Raw genomic sequence first — 17667 nt, forward strand, 5'->3', positions numbered from 1 at the left:
GTCACGCCAATGTTTCCCGAATCACTCGGCGGCCTGGACGTGCCGCGCCGCGTCCGCTTCCAGTGCACGCACCAGCGGAATGACGCGGCGGCCGAAATACTCGACCTCTTCCTGGAAATGGAGGAAGCCGAGCAGCACCAGGTCGACCCCGATCTTCTTGAGCGCGATGATGCGCTCGGCGATCTGCTCGGGCGTGCCTATCAGGTTGGTCTTGAAGCCGTCATTATACTGGACGAGATCCTCGAAGCTCGATTTGGCCCAATTGCCCTGACCTTCCGGCGAGGCTTTGCCGGCGTTCTTAACCTCGTGACCGAAGGCATTGACGGCCTCCGGATCGGCCTTGGCGATGATCTCGTTGAGGACGCTGCGCGCCTCAACCTCGCTGTCGCGCGCGATCGCGAACGCATTGACGCCGATCCTGACCGAATGGTTGTTGGCCCTTGCCTTGGCCCTGATGTCATCGACCTGCTTCTTGATCTCATCGACCGAATTGCCGTTAGTGAAGTACCAGTCCGACACCCGCGCGGCCATGTCGCGCGCCGCGCGTGAGCTGCCGCCCTGGAAGATCTCGGGCAGCGGCTGGGCCGGCTTCGGCTTCAGCGTGTAGTCGCTGAAGCGATAGAAATCGCCGCGGAAGGTGAAGCTGTCCTGGGTCCAGATCCCGCGCAGCGACCGGATGAACTCTTCCGAGCGCCGGTAGCGTTCGTCGTGATCGAGCCAAGGTTCGCCGATCGCGGTGAACTCGCCACGGAACCATCCAGAGACGATATTAACCGCAACGCGGCCCTCGGTGAGCTGGCTGATGGTGGCAATCTGCTTGGCGGCAACCGCCGGATTCCAAGGCCCGGGCAGCAGCGCCGCGATCACCTTCAGCTTCGTGGTCGCCGCGAGCAGCGCGTGGCTGAAGGCGACCGGCTCGTGCTGGAACTCGGCGCCATAGCCGGCCGTGAAGCGGATCTGGCTCAGGGCATAGTCGAACCCCGCCTGTTCCGCGATCTGCGCCAGTCGGCGATTGTAATCGATATCCCAGCCGGTTCGCTGCTCGATCTTGCTGATCACGAGGCCGCCGGAAACGTTCGGCACCCAATAGGCGAATTTGATCTGATCATGGTTCGCGGTCATAGGAATGTCCTTCTGAAGTTTGGATTTGCAAGTGTAACGCAAGCAGCACGATGCATTCACGCTGCGGCTGGTCAGCGGGTTACGACACAGCTCGTTCAAGCCGTCACTGAGATCGGGATGATGGGAAACTTTGCGCGATCAGCCCTGATCCGCGCCGGCGCGCAATCGGTGCGTCAACAACACGGTGCGCGATACGACATCAGCTGCGCAACGCAGGTTCGAGATCGGTCAAAGAGGCCCCTGAAAGTCATCCGCGTTCCCCTCGCAAGCATCATCGGCGAGCAACCAATACTCTCAGAGAAAGTTGGGACCAGCGAGTCCAAGCCAAACTCTTTTTCAGCGCGTCCGGGAAAGCGGTATTCTTTTGTTGACGCGAAACGCGACGATTGTTGCCATGCGGGCGAAAACTCGGCTGCGAATACTCACCTGCTGAAGTTAATGGCAAGCGGTTTTGATAGCAAAATCGAGAGCCGTCCAACAAGTGTATCGCTGGACCTCCATTGCATCAGCAGTTGAATTTCCTGCCGTCGGAATAACACAAGCGCGAAGACTGTGGTTATCCATTTGCCAAATCCAAGCAGTTCCTTGCGATGCGGTGTCGCTGGCATAGTTTATCCAATAGGAGGTTGCGGCCGCCGTCGATCGATAGGTTGGATTGGACAGATTACGTTGACCCCCTCTATTCAGAAACGAAATGATCGGCGCTGTCGGGCAGCGAGGGTCTACTTCGCCGCTGAATCTCCCTCATACAGCGAGGCACGTTTGTTTTTCATTTGGTATGCTATCTCGCGGTGAGATCCTTCTCCGTCGAGGCTGGTTCGAAGAACGCCTTTGCCTTTAGATGATTTCGCAGAGCGACTGGCCTGTACGGGCCAAAGCTCGTAAAGTTGCGGACCGAGCTCATCGCAAGCCTTTGATAGGCCGTCTCGTGAAGTAGCGCGTTTTCTAGCACGTCGCGGACTACTTTCGACCAACGGAATGCGGTTCGGTGTTGAATTCCACCATCCAGTCGAGTGTGATGTCAGACAGCCGAGAGGATAGCTTCGGCTGTCACAGGTTGTTGAGATTGCAGAACCTGCGATAAGGCGGCGCCACCTCAAGTTCGAATAAGATCCTTCCGGCTATTGAGCTGCTCCCCACTGTCCCCGGAGCAAAGGGCCGCCGCCACTCCACTGCGCTTCAGGACTGCAAGCAAAATTGTCCGATTCGCAGTCGTAAGCCGCCGATTACCCCATCCACGCGCCGGTAGGACTGCTCGACGAGTGGTTTTCGTCTACACTTAGGACCTAACGCTCTGATCCAAAGGCAGCGCGCCCCCACGAGCAACGCGTTCAAGGAATGCCGAAGCGCAAGATCGACAAGCTCGCTCGCGCAAAAGCGCGGCCCGATCCTGCCCAATGGGGTGAGGATGAAGTAATGACCCTTGTCGAGGCCGCGGCAGTGTTCTTCCCACTCGGTCCGTTGACAATATCATCGTTGCGCAGAGCCGCGGCCACCGGGACTCTTGAAATCGCCAAAGTTGCGGGCAAGGATCTGACAACCCCTCGAGCGATCTGCAAATTGGTCAAGCCGTCATGCCGGGCCGCAGAGCCAAGCCGCCACGACTCTGGTTTAGAGAGGACGATGAAACCTGGATCATCCTCGATCGTGGCCGGCAAATCCGCACAGGCTGCAGCCGCGACGACATTGACGGAGCTGCGAAGGCGCTCGAGACCTATATCGGCGAGCGACATACCAGCACCATCGGGGCAACTGACCCGAACGTCCTCGCGATAGCCGACGTCCTCACAGCCTACGAAATTTCAAAGCGGCCCAAGGACACGAGCGATGAACGCGCGTGGGCACAACATGACCTGCTGCTCATTCGCTTGCTCGATCTTAACAACTTTTTTGGCGATAAAACCGTCAGTCAGCTCAAAGCTCAGCTTTGTCGCGACTTTGTCGATTGGTCCACCGGTACTGCGAACGACAATCATAGGAAAGCCGGCATCAAGCCACGCAACGGGACAGTCTCTGATCAAACCGCACGACGCCGACTCGAAGATCTACGCGCTGCCGTGAACGCCTACCACGCCGAGCATACGCTCACCGTCGTTCCAAAGGTCACTCTTCCTCCTAAAGCCGAAGGACGACACCGATGGCTAACGCGCAACGAGGCAGCGCGCCTACTCGGAGCAACAATCGGCTACGTGTGGGACACGGAGCAGGAAACGTGGAAGCGCAGCGAGGATGGCGAGCTCGCGCGCCGGGAGCGGTGGATCATTCGCCGTCGCTATCCCGCGGCGCGCTTCTGCCTGATCGGTATCTACAGTGCTCGTCGCGAAGAGACCATCCGGCGCACCCAGTGGCTGCCAACAACGACCCATCCATGGATGAACCTTGACGCGATGGTCTACCAGGGCAAAGGGGCGCTGGAGCAGTCGACCAAGAAACGGCGGCCGCCGGCAAAGATCGCTAGCCGCCTGCGTCCGCATCTGATTCGATGGCGCAGGATCGACCAAGCTCGATCTGCAGAACTCCGCGCCTCAGGGGTTATGAGAGACGGTGAACAAATCCGGTTCGTCGTGAACCGCATGCACGACGGCCAGCCGCTTGCCGGCAAGATCAGGTCAGCCTGGAATGGTATTCTGGAGGACGCCGGGCTGGGCGACGACGTCGTCCGGCATTCACTGCGCCATACAGCGGCGACATGGTTGATGCAGGCGGGCGTCGACATGTGGGAAGCCGCTGGCTGGCTCGGCATGACCGTTGAGCAATTAGAGGCCAACTATGGCCATCACCACCCGGACTTTCAGGAAGAGGCGGCGGAAGCTTTTGGGGCAAGGCGCTGAGCTGACCACTACTCTGCGCGAGCTATTCGTGCTTTGATATCCGCCAAATCAGCTCGTAGGTCCGAAGGGAGGACTTGTGGTGCTCGATGGTGTTCGATGTAACATCCCGACAGGGGCTAGTTCCCTCGCGCTTCCCGATCGTCTTTTTTCCGATTTAGAACAGTACAAGTCCGCCGCGGACCGCCGTTCGACGTCCTTGACGGGTGCTTCGAGGGCGACAGACATGGCTGCCGAGCTTCAAATCGTTGCGCATTTCGTTGCGCACAAAAAACACAGAACCTATAAGCGCTTGAAAGAATGGTCGGAGTGGCAGGATTCGAACCTGCGACCCCTGCGTCCCGAACGCAGTGCTCTACCGGGCTGAGCCACACTCCGACTAAGAGGCCGGCTTATAGCGTCGCGTTTCGGGGACCGCAAGGGACCACAGGCAACCAATTGAGGAATTGAGTCACAGTGGATACAGGCCTGAAAACGCATGTTTTGCCCGCCGGCGCAGCCGCCACGGCGACCGCGGCCGGGGTTCTGGCCGAGGGCGGCCTGGTGGCGTTTCCAACCGAGACGGTTTATGGGCTCGGTGCCGACGCCGGCAACGCCGCCGCGATCGCCCGGCTCTACCAGGCCAAGGGCCGGCCGGCCTTCAATCCGCTGATCGCCCATGTCGCCGATCTCGGCGCCGCACGCCGGATCGCCCTGTTCGACGGTCAGGCGCTGCGACTGGCGGAAGCGTTCTGGCCCGGTCCCCTGACCCTGGTGCTGCCAAAGGCGCTGTCCTGCCCGGTCGCTGAGCTCGCGACCGCCGGGCTCGATACGGTCGCGATCCGCATTCCGGCCCACAAGGTGGCGCGCGACATCATCAAGGCGTTCGGCGGTGCCGTGGTAGCGCCGTCGGCCAATCTCTCCGGCCATGTCTCGCCCACCACGGCCGAGCACGTGAACGGCGACCTGGCGGGCCGGATCGACATGATCGTCGATGGCGGCCCGGTCGAGGTCGGCGTCGAATCCACCATCGTCGGCTGCTTCTCCGATCCCGTGCTGCTGCGACCGGGCGGGCTGACGCGCGCCGAGATCGAGCGCGTGCTCGGCCATCCGCTGAAATCGCCGCCGCAGGACGCCGAGAGCGACGCTCAGCCGATCGCCCCGGGCATGCTCGCGTCACATTATGCGCCGCGAACACCGGTCCGGCTCAATGCCAGCGACGTCCATGTCGGCGAAGCCTTGCTGGCGTTCGGGCCGGTCAAGGTCGGACGGCGCGAATGCGCCTCGGTGGAGATGAACCTGTCCGAGCGCGGCGATCTCGCCGAGGCCGCCGCCAATCTGTTCGGCTACCTTCGCACGCTCGACAAGAGAAATGCAGATGCTATCGCAGTGATGCCCATCCCCGAGGACGGGCTGGGCGAAGCCATCAACGACCGGCTGCGCCGCGCAGCGGTTGGGCGGTAGCTAGCATGACCCGGAAAGCTGCGAGCCGGTTTCGCCTGCGACAGACGCGACGCGTTTGCGCCGAGGTCATGCCAGAATAAAGATCCCGACTGAGCGAAAGACCAAGAAGAAATGAACATCGTCCAATCAGCGGTGCCGCCGCTTCCGCCCGAATTGCTTGCAAAATTCCGCGCCATCGTCGGCGACAAATACGCCGTGACCGATGCCGCCGACATCGAGCCTTACGTCACCGAGGAGCGTGACCTGTTTCACGGCCGCTCGCCGCTGGTGCTGCGCCCGGGCTCGACGGCCGAAGTCGCCGCGATCTGCAAGCTTGCCAGCGAGCACAGGATCGCGCTGGTGCCGCAGGGCGGCAACACGGGCCTCGTCGGCGGCCAGACGCCGCACAATGGCGAGGTCGTGGTGTCGCTGCGGCGCCTCGACAAGATCCGCGACATCGATGTCGAATCCAACACCATGACCTGCGAGGCCGGCGTGGTGCTGCAAATCGCCCAGCAGAAGGCAGCCGACGTCGACCGGCTGTTCCCGCTGTCGCTCGGCGCGGAGGGCAGCTGTACCATCGGCGGCAACCTCTCGACCAATGCCGGCGGCACCGGCGCGCTCGCCTATGGCGTGGCGCGCGAGATGGCGCTCGGCGTCGAGGTCGTGCTCGCGGATGGCCGCGTGCTCAACGCGCTGTCGAAGCTGAAGAAGGACAATACCGGCTACGATCTGCGCAACCTCTTCATCGGTGCCGAAGGCACGCTCGGCATCATTACCGCCGCAACCTTGAAGCTGTTTCCGAAGCCGCGCGCGGTCGAGACTGCCTATGTCGGCCTGAAGTCGCCGGCGGCAGCACTCAAGCTGCTGTCGATCTCGCGCAACGAGGCGGCCGGCAGCCTGACCAGCTTCGAATTGCTCGCCGATATCGCAGTCGATTTCTCGATCCGCCACGGCATCGATATCCGCGATCCGCTGGAGAGCAAGCATGCCTGGTACGTGCTGATGGAATTGTCGTCGTCGCGCGACGATGCGCGCGATGCGCTGGAGGCGATCCTCGCCCAGGGCATGGAAGATGGCATCGTCGACGATGCGGTCATCGCCGCCAATCTGAGCCAGCGCCAGGCGTTCTGGAAGCTGCGCGACGAAATGTCTGCGGCGCAAAAGCCGGAGGGCGGCTCGATCAAGCACGACATCTCGGTGCCGGTCGCAGCGGTGCCCGCCTTCATCGCGGAGGCCAATGCTGCGGTCGTGAAGCTGATCCCGGGCGCGCGGCCGGTGCCGTTCGGCCATCTCGGCGACGGCAACATCCACTACAATGTCAGCCAGCCGGTCGGCGCCAATGCGGCCGACTTCCTGGCGCGCTGGCACGACGTCAACGCCGTGGTGTTCGAGATCGTGCTGCGGATGGGCGGCTCGATTTCGGCCGAGCACGGCATCGGCGTGCTCAAGCGCGACGAGCTGCCCGACGTCAAGGACAAGGTCGCGATCGAGCTGATGCGGCAGGTCAAGGCGATGCTCGATCCGCTCGGCATCATGAACCCGGGCAAGGTGCTGTGACCGTGCAGGCGACAATGCCCTCCTCCCTCGCCATTGCAGAGATCACCGACGCCGACGTCGCCGCTGTCGTCGCGCTGTGGCAGGCGTGTGGCCTCACCCGGCCGTGGAACGATCCGGCTGCCGACATCGCGCTGGCGCGGCGCGGACCAAGCTCCGCCATCCTGGTCGGCCGCAGCTCGGACTCGATCGTGGCGACCGCGATGGTCGGCCATGACGGCCATCGCGGCTGGGTCTATTACGTCGCCGTCGATCCGAGCAGCCAGGGCAAGGGGCTTGGCCGCGCCATCATGGCGGCGGCGGAGGACTGGCTGCGCAATGCCGGCGTGCCGAAACTGCAATTGCTGGTGCGGCGGGAGAACGCCAAGGCCGGCGCATTCTACCAATCGCTCGGCTATGAGGAATCGACCTCGGTGATGCTGGCCAAATGGCTCGACGGTCGCGAAGCGACGTCGTGACCGAATTGAGGATCGACGCATGAGCATCGCCGACCGCGTCCGCGTCAAGGACGTCCAGCTGCTGTCGAAGCGCCGCTACGAGCTGAAGAGCACGACCTTCGACTACCGCCGCAGCAATGGCGAATGGCAGACCCAGGTGCGCGAGGTGTATGACCGCGGCAATGGCGCGGCGCTGCTGCCCTACAATCTGAAAACCCGCACCGTGGTGCTGGTGCGACAGTTCCGCTATCCCGCTTTCGCCAACGGCTATGATGATCTCCTGATCGAGGTCGCCGCCGGCATGCTCGACGATGCCGCGCCGGAGATGCGCATTCGTGCCGAGGCCGAGGAAGAGATCGGCTACCGGCTCAATCATGTGCGCAAGGTGTTCGAGGCCTTCATGACGCCGGGTGCGGTCACCGAGAAGCTGCATTTCTTCGTCGCCGAATACGATGCCGCGATGCGCGTCGGCGACGGCGGCGGGCTCGCCGACGAGGGCGAGGACATCGAGGTGCTGGAGCTTGCGATCGACGACGCGCTCGCCATGATCAGTGATGGCCGCATCGTCGACGGCAAGACCATCATGCTGCTGCAATACGCAGCGCTGCATCTGTTCAGGTGAACGCAGCGCCGTCCCGGCCAGGACCCGAGGCGGCTCGCGCCATCAGCTAGACAAAATATCGAAAACAACCCCATGCAAAGTAGCCGGCGGTGGCCGGCGCTCGACTTGACACGTCGGGCAACTCACGGATACGATTCCAGTATTCCGAAATCACGCAGGCGCACGCTGGCCCTGGAGCCATTTCCGTTCCGATGGAATCGGAACGGGCGATCATGCTCTAGGCCCGTCTCCCTATCGCATCGTGATCGCAAGGCCGCTCAGATCGGCGTTGGCCATCAGGCCGACCTGGTGGCCGGTCAATTCGAGCACCGCGCCCTTCTGATTGGTCAGCACGATCGCGCGCGCACCGCGGCCGACGGCAAGCCCGGCACCCGCCGCGCCGTAGACGCCAGCGACGTCGGACGGGCGATTGATGTTGCTGACGCGGCCGCGCAGCACGGTCTTCGAGCCGCCGAACACCAGGCCGTAGTCGAGACCGCCGGTGGACAGCCGATAGGAGCGGCCGCGGAACGTCAACACGCCGCTGCCGCCGGAGCCGCCGATGAACCAGCCGGCCTTGTAGATCGTGAGCGTCACGAAGCCGCTGTCGGCGCGCGCGGCGGTGGAGACAGCGAGGCCGGTGAAGGCCAGCAGCGCGACCAGCGCGGCGCGAAGGGTGGATGAGAATTTCATGTGCAGTCTCCCCAAGATCAGTTCACGTCGATTTGCTCGCGTCGCGACGCGAGCCCGAATCGCAACGCGCCGACTGTAGCAAGCGCTTCGTCCGGCGCAATTTGGCACAGCCGGCGCCGATTGGTGACGGGAATGTTCGCGGGAACCGTGTTGAACCTGTTCCCGGGGTTGTAACACTCACTGCATGTCCGGGGCGACCGGCCCCAGAGCTCCAGGATTTCCCGCGGAGCATTCACTTTTTCAAACCGGAGATTTCCCATGCGTCGTCTTGCAATTGCCTGTGCCGCCATGGCCGCCACTGTGTCCGTGCTTGCTGCGGCAAGCCCGGCCAGCGCCACGCCCTATCATCTGATCCGTTGGCAAGACACCGGCTTCTGCCAGATCTGGGACCAGAGCGTTCCGACCACGCCGTGGCCCGCGAACTTCGCCGTCGTCAGCGAGGAGCTGCCGACCTTCGACGCCGCGTTCAGCTACAAGACCGGCCTCCTCAACAACGGCACCTGCTCGTTCTGAGCGCCCCGATCACGCACAGGGTGGACGCGCAGCAATAGCGCGGCGTCCGCCCTCGTGCTGTCAGGCCGCACGCGATCGCGCGTCAGTGATGCTTGATCAGCGCATCACGCGCGGCGGCGAGCTCGAGGAATGCCGGGCCATTGCCGCCGCCGTCGGGATGCACCGTCTTGGCGGCGCGCTTGAACGCCTGATGGACCTCGTTCGCGGCGAGGCGGCGGCCGAACGGCAGGCCCAGCAATTGCCGGTAGCGCTCTTCCTGCGTCAGCGTCTTCGGCGTCAAGCCGCGCCGGCCGAATTGCGGCGCGGACAGCATGTGCAGCGCATCGCTGACGATGCCGAGACGGCGCAGCGCCATCGATCTGGTGCGGCGGTCGGCCGATTTCAGCGCCGCCTGGCGCAGGATCGGCAGCACCTGTGCGGCCGCATGCCGCAGCGTTTCGTCGATGTCGGTGGTGGCGATCTCGGCGATCATCCTGGCCATGTCGCGATAGTCGGGATCAGGCGCCGCGCAGAAGCGCTCGATCGCGACTTTCCATTGTCTGATTTGCGGGTCCATGATCGGTCCGTGCTGTCATCCGAATCCGGATAACAGCAACGCGCAAACGCGGCTTGGCGTTTCGGTTGGCGCAGTTTTGAATAGTGTTGTCGGCAACGCTCAGAAATCAGAACGAGGAAACACCATGGCCCTTCTCGACAATCACATCGCCGTCATCACGGGTGCAGGCTCGGGCATCGGCCGTGCCATCGCCGCGGGCTACGGCCGCGAGGGTGCGCACGTGGTGCTGCTCGACATGAACGGCGATGCGGCGGCGGAAGCGGCCAAGGAGATCCGGAACGCCGGCGGCAAGGCGGAGAGCTTTGCGCTCGACGTAACCAATCTCGACGCCTGTATCGCGATGGCGAAGCAAATCGCCGACAAGGTCGGACCGGTCTCGATCCTGGTCAACAATGCCGGCATCGCGCGCCGCAACGGCATGCTCGGCACTGAGGAGGCCGTGATCAAGGATTGGGAAGACATCATCTCGATCAATCTCACCGGCGTCTTCAACGTGACGCATTCGTTCCTCGCGCCGCTGCGCAAGAACAAGGGACGGATCGTCAATATCGGCTCGATCCAGTCCTTCGTGCATCTGCGCACCCCGAGCTCACCGGCCTACACCGCCTCGAAACACGGCGTGCTCGGTTTCACCAAGGCATTGGCCGCCGAGCTCGGCAAGGACGGCGTGCGCGTCAACGCGATCGGCCCCGGCTTCATCGAGACGCCGCTGAACGAGAAGGTGCGCGCCTCCAATCCCGACCTCGTGAAGGTCTTCATGGACCACACCCCGCTCGGCCGCGCCGGCAAGCCGGAGGACATCGTCGGTCCGGCGATCTTCCTTGCCTCGGACCTGTCGGCCTATGTCTCGGGATCGATCGTGATGGTCGACGGCGGCTACCGGACACTGTGACGGATGGAACCGCAATCGTGGCGATTTCTGGGTATTTTGCTTACAAAGCAGGGAGTTAGCCGCGCGTTAAGGAACCGTTAACCAAACCGGCACACCGTGGATCTACGGGGTAGTTGGTTCTCGATGTCTGCGCCTCATCGACGAGGCGGGCGTTGATCGGGAGGAGTTCATGTCTTACGCGTCCACCGTACCGTCGCCGGAAGCTCTGCTGCCGACGCTGGCTCCAAATGAAATCGTCCCACTGCTGATCGGCGCGACCGTCGATGAAGTCGAGCGCGAACTGGTGCTGCAAACGCTCGCGCGCTGCGACGGCAACCGCACCCGCGCCGCGCGCGTGCTGGGACTGTCGGTGCGAACGTTGCGGAACAAGATCCGCGAATATTCGGCCGACGGCATCGACGTGCCGCACAGCGAGCACGCCGCGGCCTAAGCTGACGTTAGATCAGTTCGATCGCAAGGCGCCGCCAGCGCGACAACAGCTGGCGGTCATCGTCACCAAGGCAAGGTGCCAGATACGCGTCGCTCGTCGCTATCTGTTGCAGCGTCCGGTCGACCAGTGCGGTCGCATAGTCCCAATAGTCGCGCCGGCCGCTTGGGTCCGCCGCGACGAGGGATTTTGCGAGGATCTCGACATAGATCGCGGAGACGGCCTTGTGCCACAGCGGACCTGCGCGCATCTCCACCGAAGGCGCGCCGGGCCGCGCCTGCCACATCAGCCAGTAATCTTCTTCGCCGCCTCCCCAACTCGATGACGGCAGCGACGGATCAAGACATGGCGAGCGACACCGCAGCGGCTGCATCGTGTGCGCGTCGCAGAACACCGAATAGCCGAGCTTGTCGTACCAGCCGACGCGGAGCAATCTGCCGATCGTGGCTTGCTCATCCGCCGCCAGCTGCCGCCTGCCCGTCCGCTCGAGACCCGCGATGATCGCTTGCAGATGATCGCGATCGAACGGCTCGACCTCGAGCACCACGCCGATATTGCGCGGAAACAGCGCATCCAGCATGCCGCCCATCTCGCGATAGAACGTGCGCGCCAGCCCGCCGCCGCGCCACGTCTTCGCGATGCCGACGTGGTTGCAGTAGATCAGCTCGCTGGCGTGATCGTAGGTGAAGAAGCCGAGCCCGATCGCACGCCCGGCGGCGCACAGGATGAAGCAGCGCGAGTCGAGACGATAGGACATCTCCTGGCCGCTGACGCTGAATTGCCGCCGCGCGCCGACATCGCCGGACAACAGCCAGCGCACGATGTCATCGGGACTGTCGCGCTCGCTCGCGGGGAACAGCTCCGCATAGAGATCGAGCACGCCGGTGCCGCGAAAGCTCGCTTCGTCGAGCACATCGCGTCGCGTCACGACAATGTCGAGCGGCTGGGCCCGTTCGCCGTAGCTGCCGTCCAGAACCTGCAACACATCCTCCGTCACAATCTTCGCATCGAATTATGACTGTTGATCGCTCGCGTCGGTGCCCTCAGGCAGAATTGAAGCCGTCGTCCAACCTCTGTTACAAGCGGCTTCACATCGCGACGGAGCATATCAGTGGCTGACGAGACAACTTCCCGCCGAGGAGCGCAGGGGCCGCAGGGCCGTCAGGGCGAGCCGGGAAAGCCCGGACCGCAGGGACATCCGGGGCGGCCGGGGCCGGAAGGTGCGCGTGGCAAGCCGGGTCCGCAGGGCAAGGCCGGCGTGGTCGGAAAGGCCGGCCCCCAGGGCAAGCCGGGCGCGCAAGGCAAGGCTGGCGTGCAGGGTCCGCGCGGCGAAGCTGGTCAACAGGGCCCGCAGGGTCCGGCCGGCCCGCGCGGTGAAGCCGGCCCGCCCGGCCAATTGCCGTCGATCGAGCAGGTGATGCCGTGGCTGCACATGATCTTCGACGCCTGGGAAGACTACAAGCGCACCAAGGAGCGTGAAGCCGCAGAGCTCGCCGAACGCGATGCCGCCGAGCGCGCGGCAGCGGAGGCGATCGCCCTTGACGTCGATGCGATCGATTTCGCTGATGATGACGACGAGGACGACGATCACAAGAAAAAGAAGAAGCACCGCAAGAAGGACAAGAAGTAACCCTTCTTGTCATCACGCAGCGACACGGCCGGCGAAATCCGTGTCGTGGTCGATGCTTACCGCTCCGCGCCCGGATTGGCCGGAGGGTCGGACGGACGGGCGAGCTGCATGAGCTGGAAGACCCAGCGCATCGCGTAGTACCAGGCAACACCCGCGAACGCCCCGCAGGCCGACAGAATGATCACGTTGGCGAGGTCGATCGTGCCGCTCGACCACAGCATGCCGCAGGTCCAGAGCACGGCGAACGCAATCGAACAGAGTGTGAGCAGGGCGGCAGGCTTCATGGCGTTTGCTCCGGGACCGGGGTGAACGGCCACGATGCCCGTGGGCGCGGCGCCCTACCGTGACCTGCGTCACGGAATGCGCCCGGCCTCAGCCGAACCGCAGCCGCGAACGCTCCCTCGCCTTCTCCGCCTCGACCTCGCGATCGCGCGCCGGCGACGTGGTCTGCAACGAGACCAGGAGCCTGCGCGCGGCGTCCGAGACCTCGGTCACGGCGAGGTTGAAGGCGGCCTCATTGGCCTGCGACGGCTTGTTGAAGCCGGACAATTTGCGCACGAATTGCAGCGCCGAAGCGTGGATCTCGTCCTCGGTAGCGGGCGGCTCGAAGTTGAACAGCGTCTTGATATTGCGGCACATGTCGGTCTCCCTCGCCCGCATTTCGGGGCTTGTGTCTCAAAGACGATCGGCTGCTGCAAAATACGACATCGTGGTCTATTCTGGCAGCCTCATCATCCACGATGGAAACGAGGTTCCGGATGAGCCACGTGATCTACAAGGTCGTCCAGCACGATGGCGGCTGGGCCTATACCGTCAACGGAGTGTTCTCGGAACCGTTTCCAAGCCATGCTGCGGCGCTTGCCGCCGCCCGGCGCGCCGCCAACGAGCAGCGCGTTCCCGGGCGCACCGAGGCGATCCAGTACGAGACGTCGGACGGCAAATGGCTGACCGAAACCGCCTCCGGCAACGACCGCCCGGAGACCGAGGTCGAGGACGGCCGCTAGAGCGTTTTCGAGCGAAGTGGACACCGGTTCGCGTGAAGAAAACGCGTCAAAACAAGAATCTAGAGCTTCGGTTCTGATTCAATCAGAACTGACGCTCCAGTTTCACGCTCGCACTTTCAAAACGGAACCTGCACGCCGAGCCGATCGAAGAACGCTCTTCCCCGGTCGGTAATCCGCAACGCGCGCGGAATCCGATGCGGCGCAACGCCGCGCATCGCGACCAGCCGCGCCAGCACGGCATTGGCGAACGGACCGGCGAGATGCGGCACGCGCTCGGTCCAGTCATTGCAGAGCCGCAGATGCGACAGTCGTGCCGGATCGAATTCAATCCCTTCGGCGCGACACCAGGCCAGCCCCTGCTCGGTCACCCGACCATCGCGGCCGTCGATGATGACGAACCGGCGGCGCACCAGCGCATTCGACAGCAGCACGCCGAGCTGACCCGCCAGATGATGGTAGCAGGTGCGCGATTGCCTGAGCTGCTCAGCAGGCATCGCCCGCTTGCGCCCGGCAGCGGCCTTCGCCGCAAGATCGACCAGGTTCTCGATCAGCGCCGCGACGTCGTCGTCCCTGATCCGGTAATATCTGAACCTGCCCTGCGCCCACACCGACAGCACGCGCGCATCCACCAGCTTCTGCAGATGCGCACTGGCGCCTTGCGGCGAAATGCCGGCCACCGCGGCAAGCTCGCCCGCCGGCAGCGCCTTGCCGTCGGCCAGCGCGCTGACCATGGCCTCGCGCACCGGATCGCCCAATGCCTCGGCGATCCGCGAAAATCCCGTCTGCACGGATTGGGATGATCTCAACGCATCGTCCTCCAGATCACGCAAGAACGTCCTATCCGCATTCATCGTGCCGTGAAACTCATTTCAGTTTTTCCTGAAACGTCGCGACAGCCTGTCCCGATCAAATCGGTGCCGTCAGACGAACACAAGGGAACAATCATGGCAGCCCACAATACCGACGCGGAACGCATCTACAAACTCTGGGACGAGGCCCTCGGCAACAAGGACCTCGAGGCGGCGTTGGCGCTTTACGCACCCGATGCCTCGATCGAAAGCCCGCTGGTCCAGCATTTGATGCAGACCAAAGACGGGATCGTCCACGGCCGCGACGCATTGCGCGAGTTCATCACGCGCGTGTTCCGCACCAACCCGCCGCAGCGGCGACGCTTCAAGCAGGGTTTCTTCAGCGACGGCCGGATTCTGACCTGGGAATATCCGCGCCAGTCTCCGGATGGCGATCAGATGGATCTCGTCGAGGTCATGGAGATCAAGGACGGCCTGATCCAACGTCACCGGGTCTATTGGGGATGGTATGCGCTCAACGTGCTGAGAGCGAGCTGAACACATCTTCGCCAGTTGCGCGGCGCAGCGCTCGGACAACGCCTTTCCGTCATGCTAGGCTTGCGTCGAAGCGGCTGGACAAATGCGCCGCGCGTGGGGAGAAGCACCATGATCCGTTTGTGCGCGGCGCTTCTGGCCGCTCTCGTCTCGATGTCGGTACCGGCCATGGCTGCAGATTATCCCGCGCCGCAGGATGGCGAGTGGATCGCAAAGGACTTCAAGTTCCACAGCGGCGAGGTGATGCCGGAACTGCGGCTGCACTACACCACGGTCGGCGCGCCGACCGGACAGCCGGTGCTGGTGCTGCACGGCTCCGGCGGCTCGGCTGCAAGCATGCTGACGCCGACCTTTGCCGGCCAGCTGTTCGGCCCGGGCCAGCCACTCGACGCTGCGAAATACTACATCATCATTCCCGACGGCATCGGGCACGGCAAATCGTCGAAGCCGTCCGATGCGATGCGGACGAGCTTTCCGAAATACGACTACAACGACATGGTCGACGCGCAGTACCGGCTGGTCACCGAAGGGCTCGGCATCAAGCATCTGCGGCTCGTGATCGGCAATTCGATGGGCGGCATGCACACCTGGATCTGGGGCGTGCGCTATCCGCAAATGATGGACGCCCTGGTGCCGATGGCCTCGCAGCCGACGGCGATGGCGGCGCGCAACTGGATCCTGCGGCGGACGATGCTGGACACGATCCGCAACGATCCCGATTACAATGGCGGCAACTACACCAGCCAGCCGCGAATGATGAAATACGCCATCGCCGCCTATCGCTTCGCCAGCGCCGGCGGCACGCTCGGTTACCAGGCGCTGGCGCCGTCAGCGCCGCAGGCTGACAAGATGGTCGATGACCAGCTGGCATTGCCGGTCACCGCAGACGCCAATGACTACATCTATCAATGGGAGGCCTCGCACGACTACGATCCGTCGGCGGGACTGGAGAAGATCGAGGCCACCCTGCTTGCGATCAACGCGGCCGACGATGAGCGCAATCCGCCGGAGACCGGCGTCACCGAGGCGGCAGTGAAGCGGATCAAGAACGGCAGGATTGACCTGATCCCGGCGAGCAGCGAGACCCGCGGCCATCTCACGACCGGCGATGCCAAATTCTATGCCAGGCAATTGCAGGAGCTGCTGCAGAGCGCGCCGCAACGGACGATGTAGCGATCGAGAGCTGGGCGATGTCCGCAAATCGCTTCCGCAAGGTCGCGCTGAGCCTGCCCGAGGTGATCGAGGGCGCGCATCACGGCACCACCGACTTCCGCGTCGGCAAGCGCATCTTCGCAACGCTCGGCTATCCCGATAAGGATTGGGGCATGGTGAAGCTGACGCCGGAGCAACAGGCTGTCGTGGTCGAGGCCGAGCCCGACATCTTCCGGCCGGTGCCGGGCGGCTGGGGCAAGAGCGGCAGCACCAATGTCCGCCTCGCCAAAGCCGATCAGCTGACGTTGCGCAGCGCGCTCACGATGGCCCGGGACAATATCGCAGCCAAGCCTGCAACGAAGGCGCGCGCGAAGAAGCCAGCCTGAAGCGCTGGCGATCCCGCACTGCATCACGGACGACGGCGCTGTCTCGCTGATTCTTTGGGCATGCATCTCGTGCGCGGTTCGTGCCTAATTGCACCAACATCGGATTCGCGCGAGACGATGCGCGCGCGTCACGCACAAGGTTGTCGCGGAGGGTGCGATGCGAAGGCTCACGCATGGCGCAGTGCTTGCGTGGCTCGCCATGACGGCGGGCGCAGCGCTGGCGTTCGACAACGGCCAATACGACAACGTGCCGCCAGATATCCGCGCCTGGTTCAAGAGCGTGATCGCGCCGAACGGCGTGCCGTGCTGCGATATCTCCGACGGCCATCGCACGAGCTATGACGTTCGGGGCGGCGCCTATTGGGTGCCGATCGAGGGCGAATGGATGATGGTGCCGGAGCGCGCGATCATCCGCGATCGCGGCAATCCCGTCGGCGAGGCCGTGGTGTGGTACGTCCACCACCGCGGCAACATCATCATCAGCTGCTTCGTTCCGGCGGACGCGGTCTGAGGCGCAGCCGCGCAGTCGCGCAGTCGCGCCAATTTGAAACAGATACCTTCTGTTAACCTTACTTCTTAACCAATAATTAAGGATGAGTTTGCGGACGCCCCAATGAGCAGCCTAGCGTCCGCACAATGCTCCGTAATCGATTGGTGCGTGCCATGAGCCTTCGAAGGATGGCGTATCGAACATATGGGGCGCTGACGGCGTCCCTGATCGCTTCCCTTGGCGTTGCAGCGCTGCTGCTCGCTTCCTCCACCGCGACCAATGCGAGATCCGGAACGGCGCCGCGCGGCACGTTTTCCGCGCACCATCCGGCCTTCCGTCATCATGTGCGCGTGCCCGGCATCGTATTGCCGGGGACAAGCGGATATTACGACGACGCCGTCGCCGGCGTTCCCTTCGCCGCCGAGGTTCCGGCGCCGGCGTCGAACGACGTTCGCTACACCTACACCCAGGACGTGCCATGGGATTGGGCGCATCGCTATCCGCCGGCCGTGGTGCCGTCGGATCGGCCCTACGTGTCGAGCTGCCCCACCGAGAGCGTGACGGTACCCGGCCGCGATGGCGATCGCACCATCAACATCATCCGCTGCTACTGA

Annotated in this window: 22 protein-coding genes and 1 tRNA gene; 15 read left to right on the top strand and 8 right to left on the bottom strand. The window is 63.5% G+C overall.

Translation table 11 applies throughout. The annotated features are described in order from the left end of the window. Window positions 1-21: 21 nt before the first annotated feature. Window positions 22-1122, bottom strand: a complete 1101-nt coding sequence (gene sfnG / locus CO675_RS15885) for a dimethylsulfone monooxygenase SfnG (RefSeq protein ID WP_097672840.1) — start codon at window positions 1120-1122, stop codon at window positions 22-24. 1574 nt (window positions 1123-2696) lie between these two features. On the opposite strand from sfnG, the gene CO675_RS15890 reads away from it, so the two are divergent. After that, window positions 2697-3953, top strand: a complete 1257-nt coding sequence (locus CO675_RS15890) for a site-specific integrase (RefSeq protein ID WP_097672841.1) — start codon at window positions 2697-2699, stop codon at window positions 3951-3953. Between the two features lie 298 nt (window positions 3954-4251). Here the strand turns inward: CO675_RS15890 and CO675_RS15895 are convergent. Continuing rightward, window positions 4252-4328, bottom strand: a tRNA-Pro gene (locus tag CO675_RS15895). Between the two features lie 78 nt (window positions 4329-4406). Between CO675_RS15895 and CO675_RS15900 the strand changes: the two genes are divergently transcribed. The 4 genes from CO675_RS15900 to CO675_RS15915 all read left to right on the top strand — a co-directional run bounded on the left by CO675_RS15900 (window position 4407) and on the right by CO675_RS15915 (window position 7988). Next, entirely contained in the window at window positions 4407-5393 is a 987-nt protein-coding gene (locus tag CO675_RS15900; protein ID WP_097672842.1) for an L-threonylcarbamoyladenylate synthase, read from the top strand. 111 nt (window positions 5394-5504) lie between these two features. After that, window positions 5505-6932, top strand: a complete 1428-nt coding sequence (locus tag CO675_RS15905) for an FAD-binding oxidoreductase (protein WP_097672843.1) — start codon at window positions 5505-5507, stop codon at window positions 6930-6932. Window positions 6933-6946: 14 nt separating this feature from the next. Next, window positions 6947-7387, top strand: coding sequence for a GNAT family acetyltransferase (locus CO675_RS15910; RefSeq protein ID WP_097672999.1), 441 nt, complete (start codon window positions 6947-6949; stop codon window positions 7385-7387). Between the two features lie 19 nt (window positions 7388-7406). Then, window positions 7407-7988 carry an NUDIX hydrolase gene (locus CO675_RS15915; protein WP_097672844.1) on the top strand — a complete coding sequence of 194 codons (582 nt, stop codon included), beginning with the start codon at window positions 7407-7409 and terminating at the stop codon, window positions 7986-7988. A gap of 231 nt (window positions 7989-8219) precedes the next feature. Here CO675_RS15915 and CO675_RS15920 read toward each other — a convergent pair whose 3' ends face one another. Next, window positions 8220-8660: a lipid-binding SYLF domain-containing protein gene (locus CO675_RS15920; protein ID WP_097672845.1), complete on the bottom strand. Its 441-nt coding sequence runs from the start codon at window positions 8658-8660 to the stop codon at window positions 8220-8222. 258 nt (window positions 8661-8918) lie between these two features. On the opposite strand from CO675_RS15920, the gene CO675_RS15925 reads away from it, so the two are divergent. Beyond that, window positions 8919-9173, top strand: a complete 255-nt coding sequence (locus CO675_RS15925; protein WP_097672846.1) for a hypothetical protein — start codon at window positions 8919-8921, stop codon at window positions 9171-9173. An 82-nt stretch (window positions 9174-9255) separates the two neighbouring features. Here CO675_RS15925 and CO675_RS15930 read toward each other — a convergent pair whose 3' ends face one another. Then, on the bottom strand, window positions 9256-9729 hold the full coding sequence (locus CO675_RS15930; RefSeq protein ID WP_097672847.1) for a hypothetical protein: 474 nt from the start codon (window positions 9727-9729) through the stop codon (window positions 9256-9258). Between the two features lie 124 nt (window positions 9730-9853). On the opposite strand from CO675_RS15930, the gene CO675_RS15935 reads away from it, so the two are divergent. Both CO675_RS15935 and CO675_RS15940 read left to right on the top strand, forming a co-directional pair. Next, on the top strand, window positions 9854-10621 hold the full coding sequence (locus CO675_RS15935; RefSeq protein ID WP_097672848.1) for an SDR family NAD(P)-dependent oxidoreductase: 768 nt from the start codon (window positions 9854-9856) through the stop codon (window positions 10619-10621). Between the two features lie 169 nt (window positions 10622-10790). After that, on the top strand, window positions 10791-11051 hold the full coding sequence (locus CO675_RS15940) for a helix-turn-helix domain-containing protein (protein ID WP_097672849.1): 261 nt from the start codon (window positions 10791-10793) through the stop codon (window positions 11049-11051). Between the two features lie 7 nt (window positions 11052-11058). Here CO675_RS15940 and CO675_RS15945 read toward each other — a convergent pair whose 3' ends face one another. Next, window positions 11059-12030, bottom strand: a complete 972-nt coding sequence (locus tag CO675_RS15945; protein ID WP_245452773.1) for a hypothetical protein — start codon at window positions 12028-12030, stop codon at window positions 11059-11061. Between the two features lie 129 nt (window positions 12031-12159). Here CO675_RS15945 and CO675_RS15950 point away from each other — a divergent pair, with 129 nt between their 5' ends. Then, window positions 12160-12678 carry a collagen-like protein gene (locus CO675_RS15950; RefSeq protein WP_097672850.1) on the top strand — a complete coding sequence of 173 codons (519 nt, stop codon included), beginning with the start codon at window positions 12160-12162 and terminating at the stop codon, window positions 12676-12678. Between the two features lie 56 nt (window positions 12679-12734). Here the strand turns inward: CO675_RS15950 and CO675_RS15955 are convergent, their stop codons facing one another. Both CO675_RS15955 and CO675_RS15960 read right to left on the bottom strand, forming a co-directional pair. Further along, a complete protein-coding gene (locus CO675_RS15955) occupies window positions 12735-12962 on the bottom strand; it encodes a hypothetical protein (RefSeq protein ID WP_097672851.1) in 228 nt (75 codons plus the stop codon). 88 nt (window positions 12963-13050) lie between these two features. After that, window positions 13051-13317, bottom strand: a complete 267-nt coding sequence (locus CO675_RS15960) for a DUF2277 domain-containing protein (protein WP_097673000.1) — start codon at window positions 13315-13317, stop codon at window positions 13051-13053. Between the two features lie 119 nt (window positions 13318-13436). Here CO675_RS15960 and CO675_RS15965 point away from each other — a divergent pair, with 119 nt between their 5' ends. Further along, entirely contained in the window at window positions 13437-13682 is a 246-nt protein-coding gene (locus tag CO675_RS15965) for a DUF2188 domain-containing protein (RefSeq protein WP_097672852.1), read from the top strand. Between the two features lie 116 nt (window positions 13683-13798). Here the strand turns inward: CO675_RS15965 and CO675_RS15970 are convergent, their stop codons facing one another. Continuing rightward, the gene (locus CO675_RS15970) at window positions 13799-14488 is read right to left on the bottom strand and encodes an ArsR/SmtB family transcription factor (protein ID WP_245452774.1); all 690 of its coding nucleotides are present in this window, start codon (window positions 14486-14488) and stop codon (window positions 13799-13801) included. Window positions 14489-14626: 138 nt separating this feature from the next. On the opposite strand from CO675_RS15970, the gene CO675_RS15975 reads away from it, so the two are divergent. The 5 genes from CO675_RS15975 to CO675_RS15995 all read left to right on the top strand — a co-directional run bounded on the left by CO675_RS15975 (window position 14627) and on the right by CO675_RS15995 (window position 17667). Then, entirely contained in the window at window positions 14627-15028 is a 402-nt protein-coding gene (locus CO675_RS15975) for a nuclear transport factor 2 family protein (RefSeq protein ID WP_245452775.1), read from the top strand. Window positions 15029-15136: 108 nt separating this feature from the next. Further along, window positions 15137-16198, top strand: coding sequence for an alpha/beta fold hydrolase (locus CO675_RS15980; RefSeq protein WP_097672854.1), 1062 nt, complete (start codon window positions 15137-15139; stop codon window positions 16196-16198). Between the two features lie 17 nt (window positions 16199-16215). Next, window positions 16216-16563 carry an MmcQ/YjbR family DNA-binding protein gene (locus CO675_RS15985; protein WP_097672855.1) on the top strand — a complete coding sequence of 116 codons (348 nt, stop codon included), beginning with the start codon at window positions 16216-16218 and terminating at the stop codon, window positions 16561-16563. A 157-nt stretch (window positions 16564-16720) separates the two neighbouring features. Then, window positions 16721-17074 (top strand): hypothetical protein, encoded by a 354-nt coding sequence (locus CO675_RS15990; RefSeq protein ID WP_097672856.1) that lies wholly within the window; start codon window positions 16721-16723, stop codon window positions 17072-17074. A 167-nt stretch (window positions 17075-17241) separates the two neighbouring features. Continuing rightward, complete coding sequence (locus tag CO675_RS15995) at window positions 17242-17667, top strand: hypothetical protein (protein WP_097672857.1); 426 nt, start codon at window positions 17242-17244, stop codon at window positions 17665-17667.

Source organism: Bradyrhizobium sp. C9, from assembly GCF_002532045.1.
Taxonomy (GTDB): domain Bacteria; phylum Pseudomonadota; class Alphaproteobacteria; order Rhizobiales; family Xanthobacteraceae; genus Bradyrhizobium.

What these genes read in the sequence shown, in the direction of transcription:
- CO675_RS15920 (WP_097672845.1), bottom strand. Translation starts at nt 8,660, where the DNA reads ATGAAATTCTCATCCACCCTTCGCGCCGCGCTGGTCGCGCTGCTGGCC.
- CO675_RS15935 (WP_097672848.1), top strand. Translation starts at nt 9,854, where the DNA reads ATGGCCCTTCTCGACAATCACATCGCCGTCATCACGGGTGCAGGCTCG.
- CO675_RS15915 (WP_097672844.1), top strand. Translation starts at nt 7,407, where the DNA reads ATGAGCATCGCCGACCGCGTCCGCGTCAAGGACGTCCAGCTGCTGTCG.
- CO675_RS15995 (WP_097672857.1), top strand. Translation starts at nt 17,242, where the DNA reads ATGGCGTATCGAACATATGGGGCGCTGACGGCGTCCCTGATCGCTTCC.
- CO675_RS15985 (WP_097672855.1), top strand. Translation starts at nt 16,216, where the DNA reads ATGTCCGCAAATCGCTTCCGCAAGGTCGCGCTGAGCCTGCCCGAGGTG.
- CO675_RS15990 (WP_097672856.1), top strand. Translation starts at nt 16,721, where the DNA reads ATGCGAAGGCTCACGCATGGCGCAGTGCTTGCGTGGCTCGCCATGACG.
- CO675_RS15925 (WP_097672846.1), top strand. Translation starts at nt 8,919, where the DNA reads ATGCGTCGTCTTGCAATTGCCTGTGCCGCCATGGCCGCCACTGTGTCC.
- CO675_RS15980 (WP_097672854.1), top strand. Translation starts at nt 15,137, where the DNA reads ATGATCCGTTTGTGCGCGGCGCTTCTGGCCGCTCTCGTCTCGATGTCG.
- sfnG (WP_097672840.1), bottom strand. Translation starts at nt 1,122, where the DNA reads ATGACCGCGAACCATGATCAGATCAAATTCGCCTATTGGGTGCCGAAC.
- CO675_RS15930 (WP_097672847.1), bottom strand. Translation starts at nt 9,729, where the DNA reads ATGGACCCGCAAATCAGACAATGGAAAGTCGCGATCGAGCGCTTCTGC.
- CO675_RS15975 (WP_245452775.1), top strand. Translation starts at nt 14,627, where the DNA reads ATGGCAGCCCACAATACCGACGCGGAACGCATCTACAAACTCTGGGAC.
- CO675_RS15905 (WP_097672843.1), top strand. Translation starts at nt 5,505, where the DNA reads ATGAACATCGTCCAATCAGCGGTGCCGCCGCTTCCGCCCGAATTGCTT.
- CO675_RS15940 (WP_097672849.1), top strand. Translation starts at nt 10,791, where the DNA reads ATGTCTTACGCGTCCACCGTACCGTCGCCGGAAGCTCTGCTGCCGACG.
- CO675_RS15960 (WP_097673000.1), bottom strand. Translation starts at nt 13,317, where the DNA reads ATGTGCCGCAATATCAAGACGCTGTTCAACTTCGAGCCGCCCGCTACC.
- CO675_RS15890 (WP_097672841.1), top strand. Translation starts at nt 2,697, where the DNA reads ATGCCGGGCCGCAGAGCCAAGCCGCCACGACTCTGGTTTAGAGAGGAC.
- CO675_RS15965 (WP_097672852.1), top strand. Translation starts at nt 13,437, where the DNA reads ATGAGCCACGTGATCTACAAGGTCGTCCAGCACGATGGCGGCTGGGCC.
- CO675_RS15910 (WP_097672999.1), top strand. Translation starts at nt 6,947, where the DNA reads ATGCCCTCCTCCCTCGCCATTGCAGAGATCACCGACGCCGACGTCGCC.
- CO675_RS15955 (WP_097672851.1), bottom strand. Translation starts at nt 12,962, where the DNA reads ATGAAGCCTGCCGCCCTGCTCACACTCTGTTCGATTGCGTTCGCCGTG.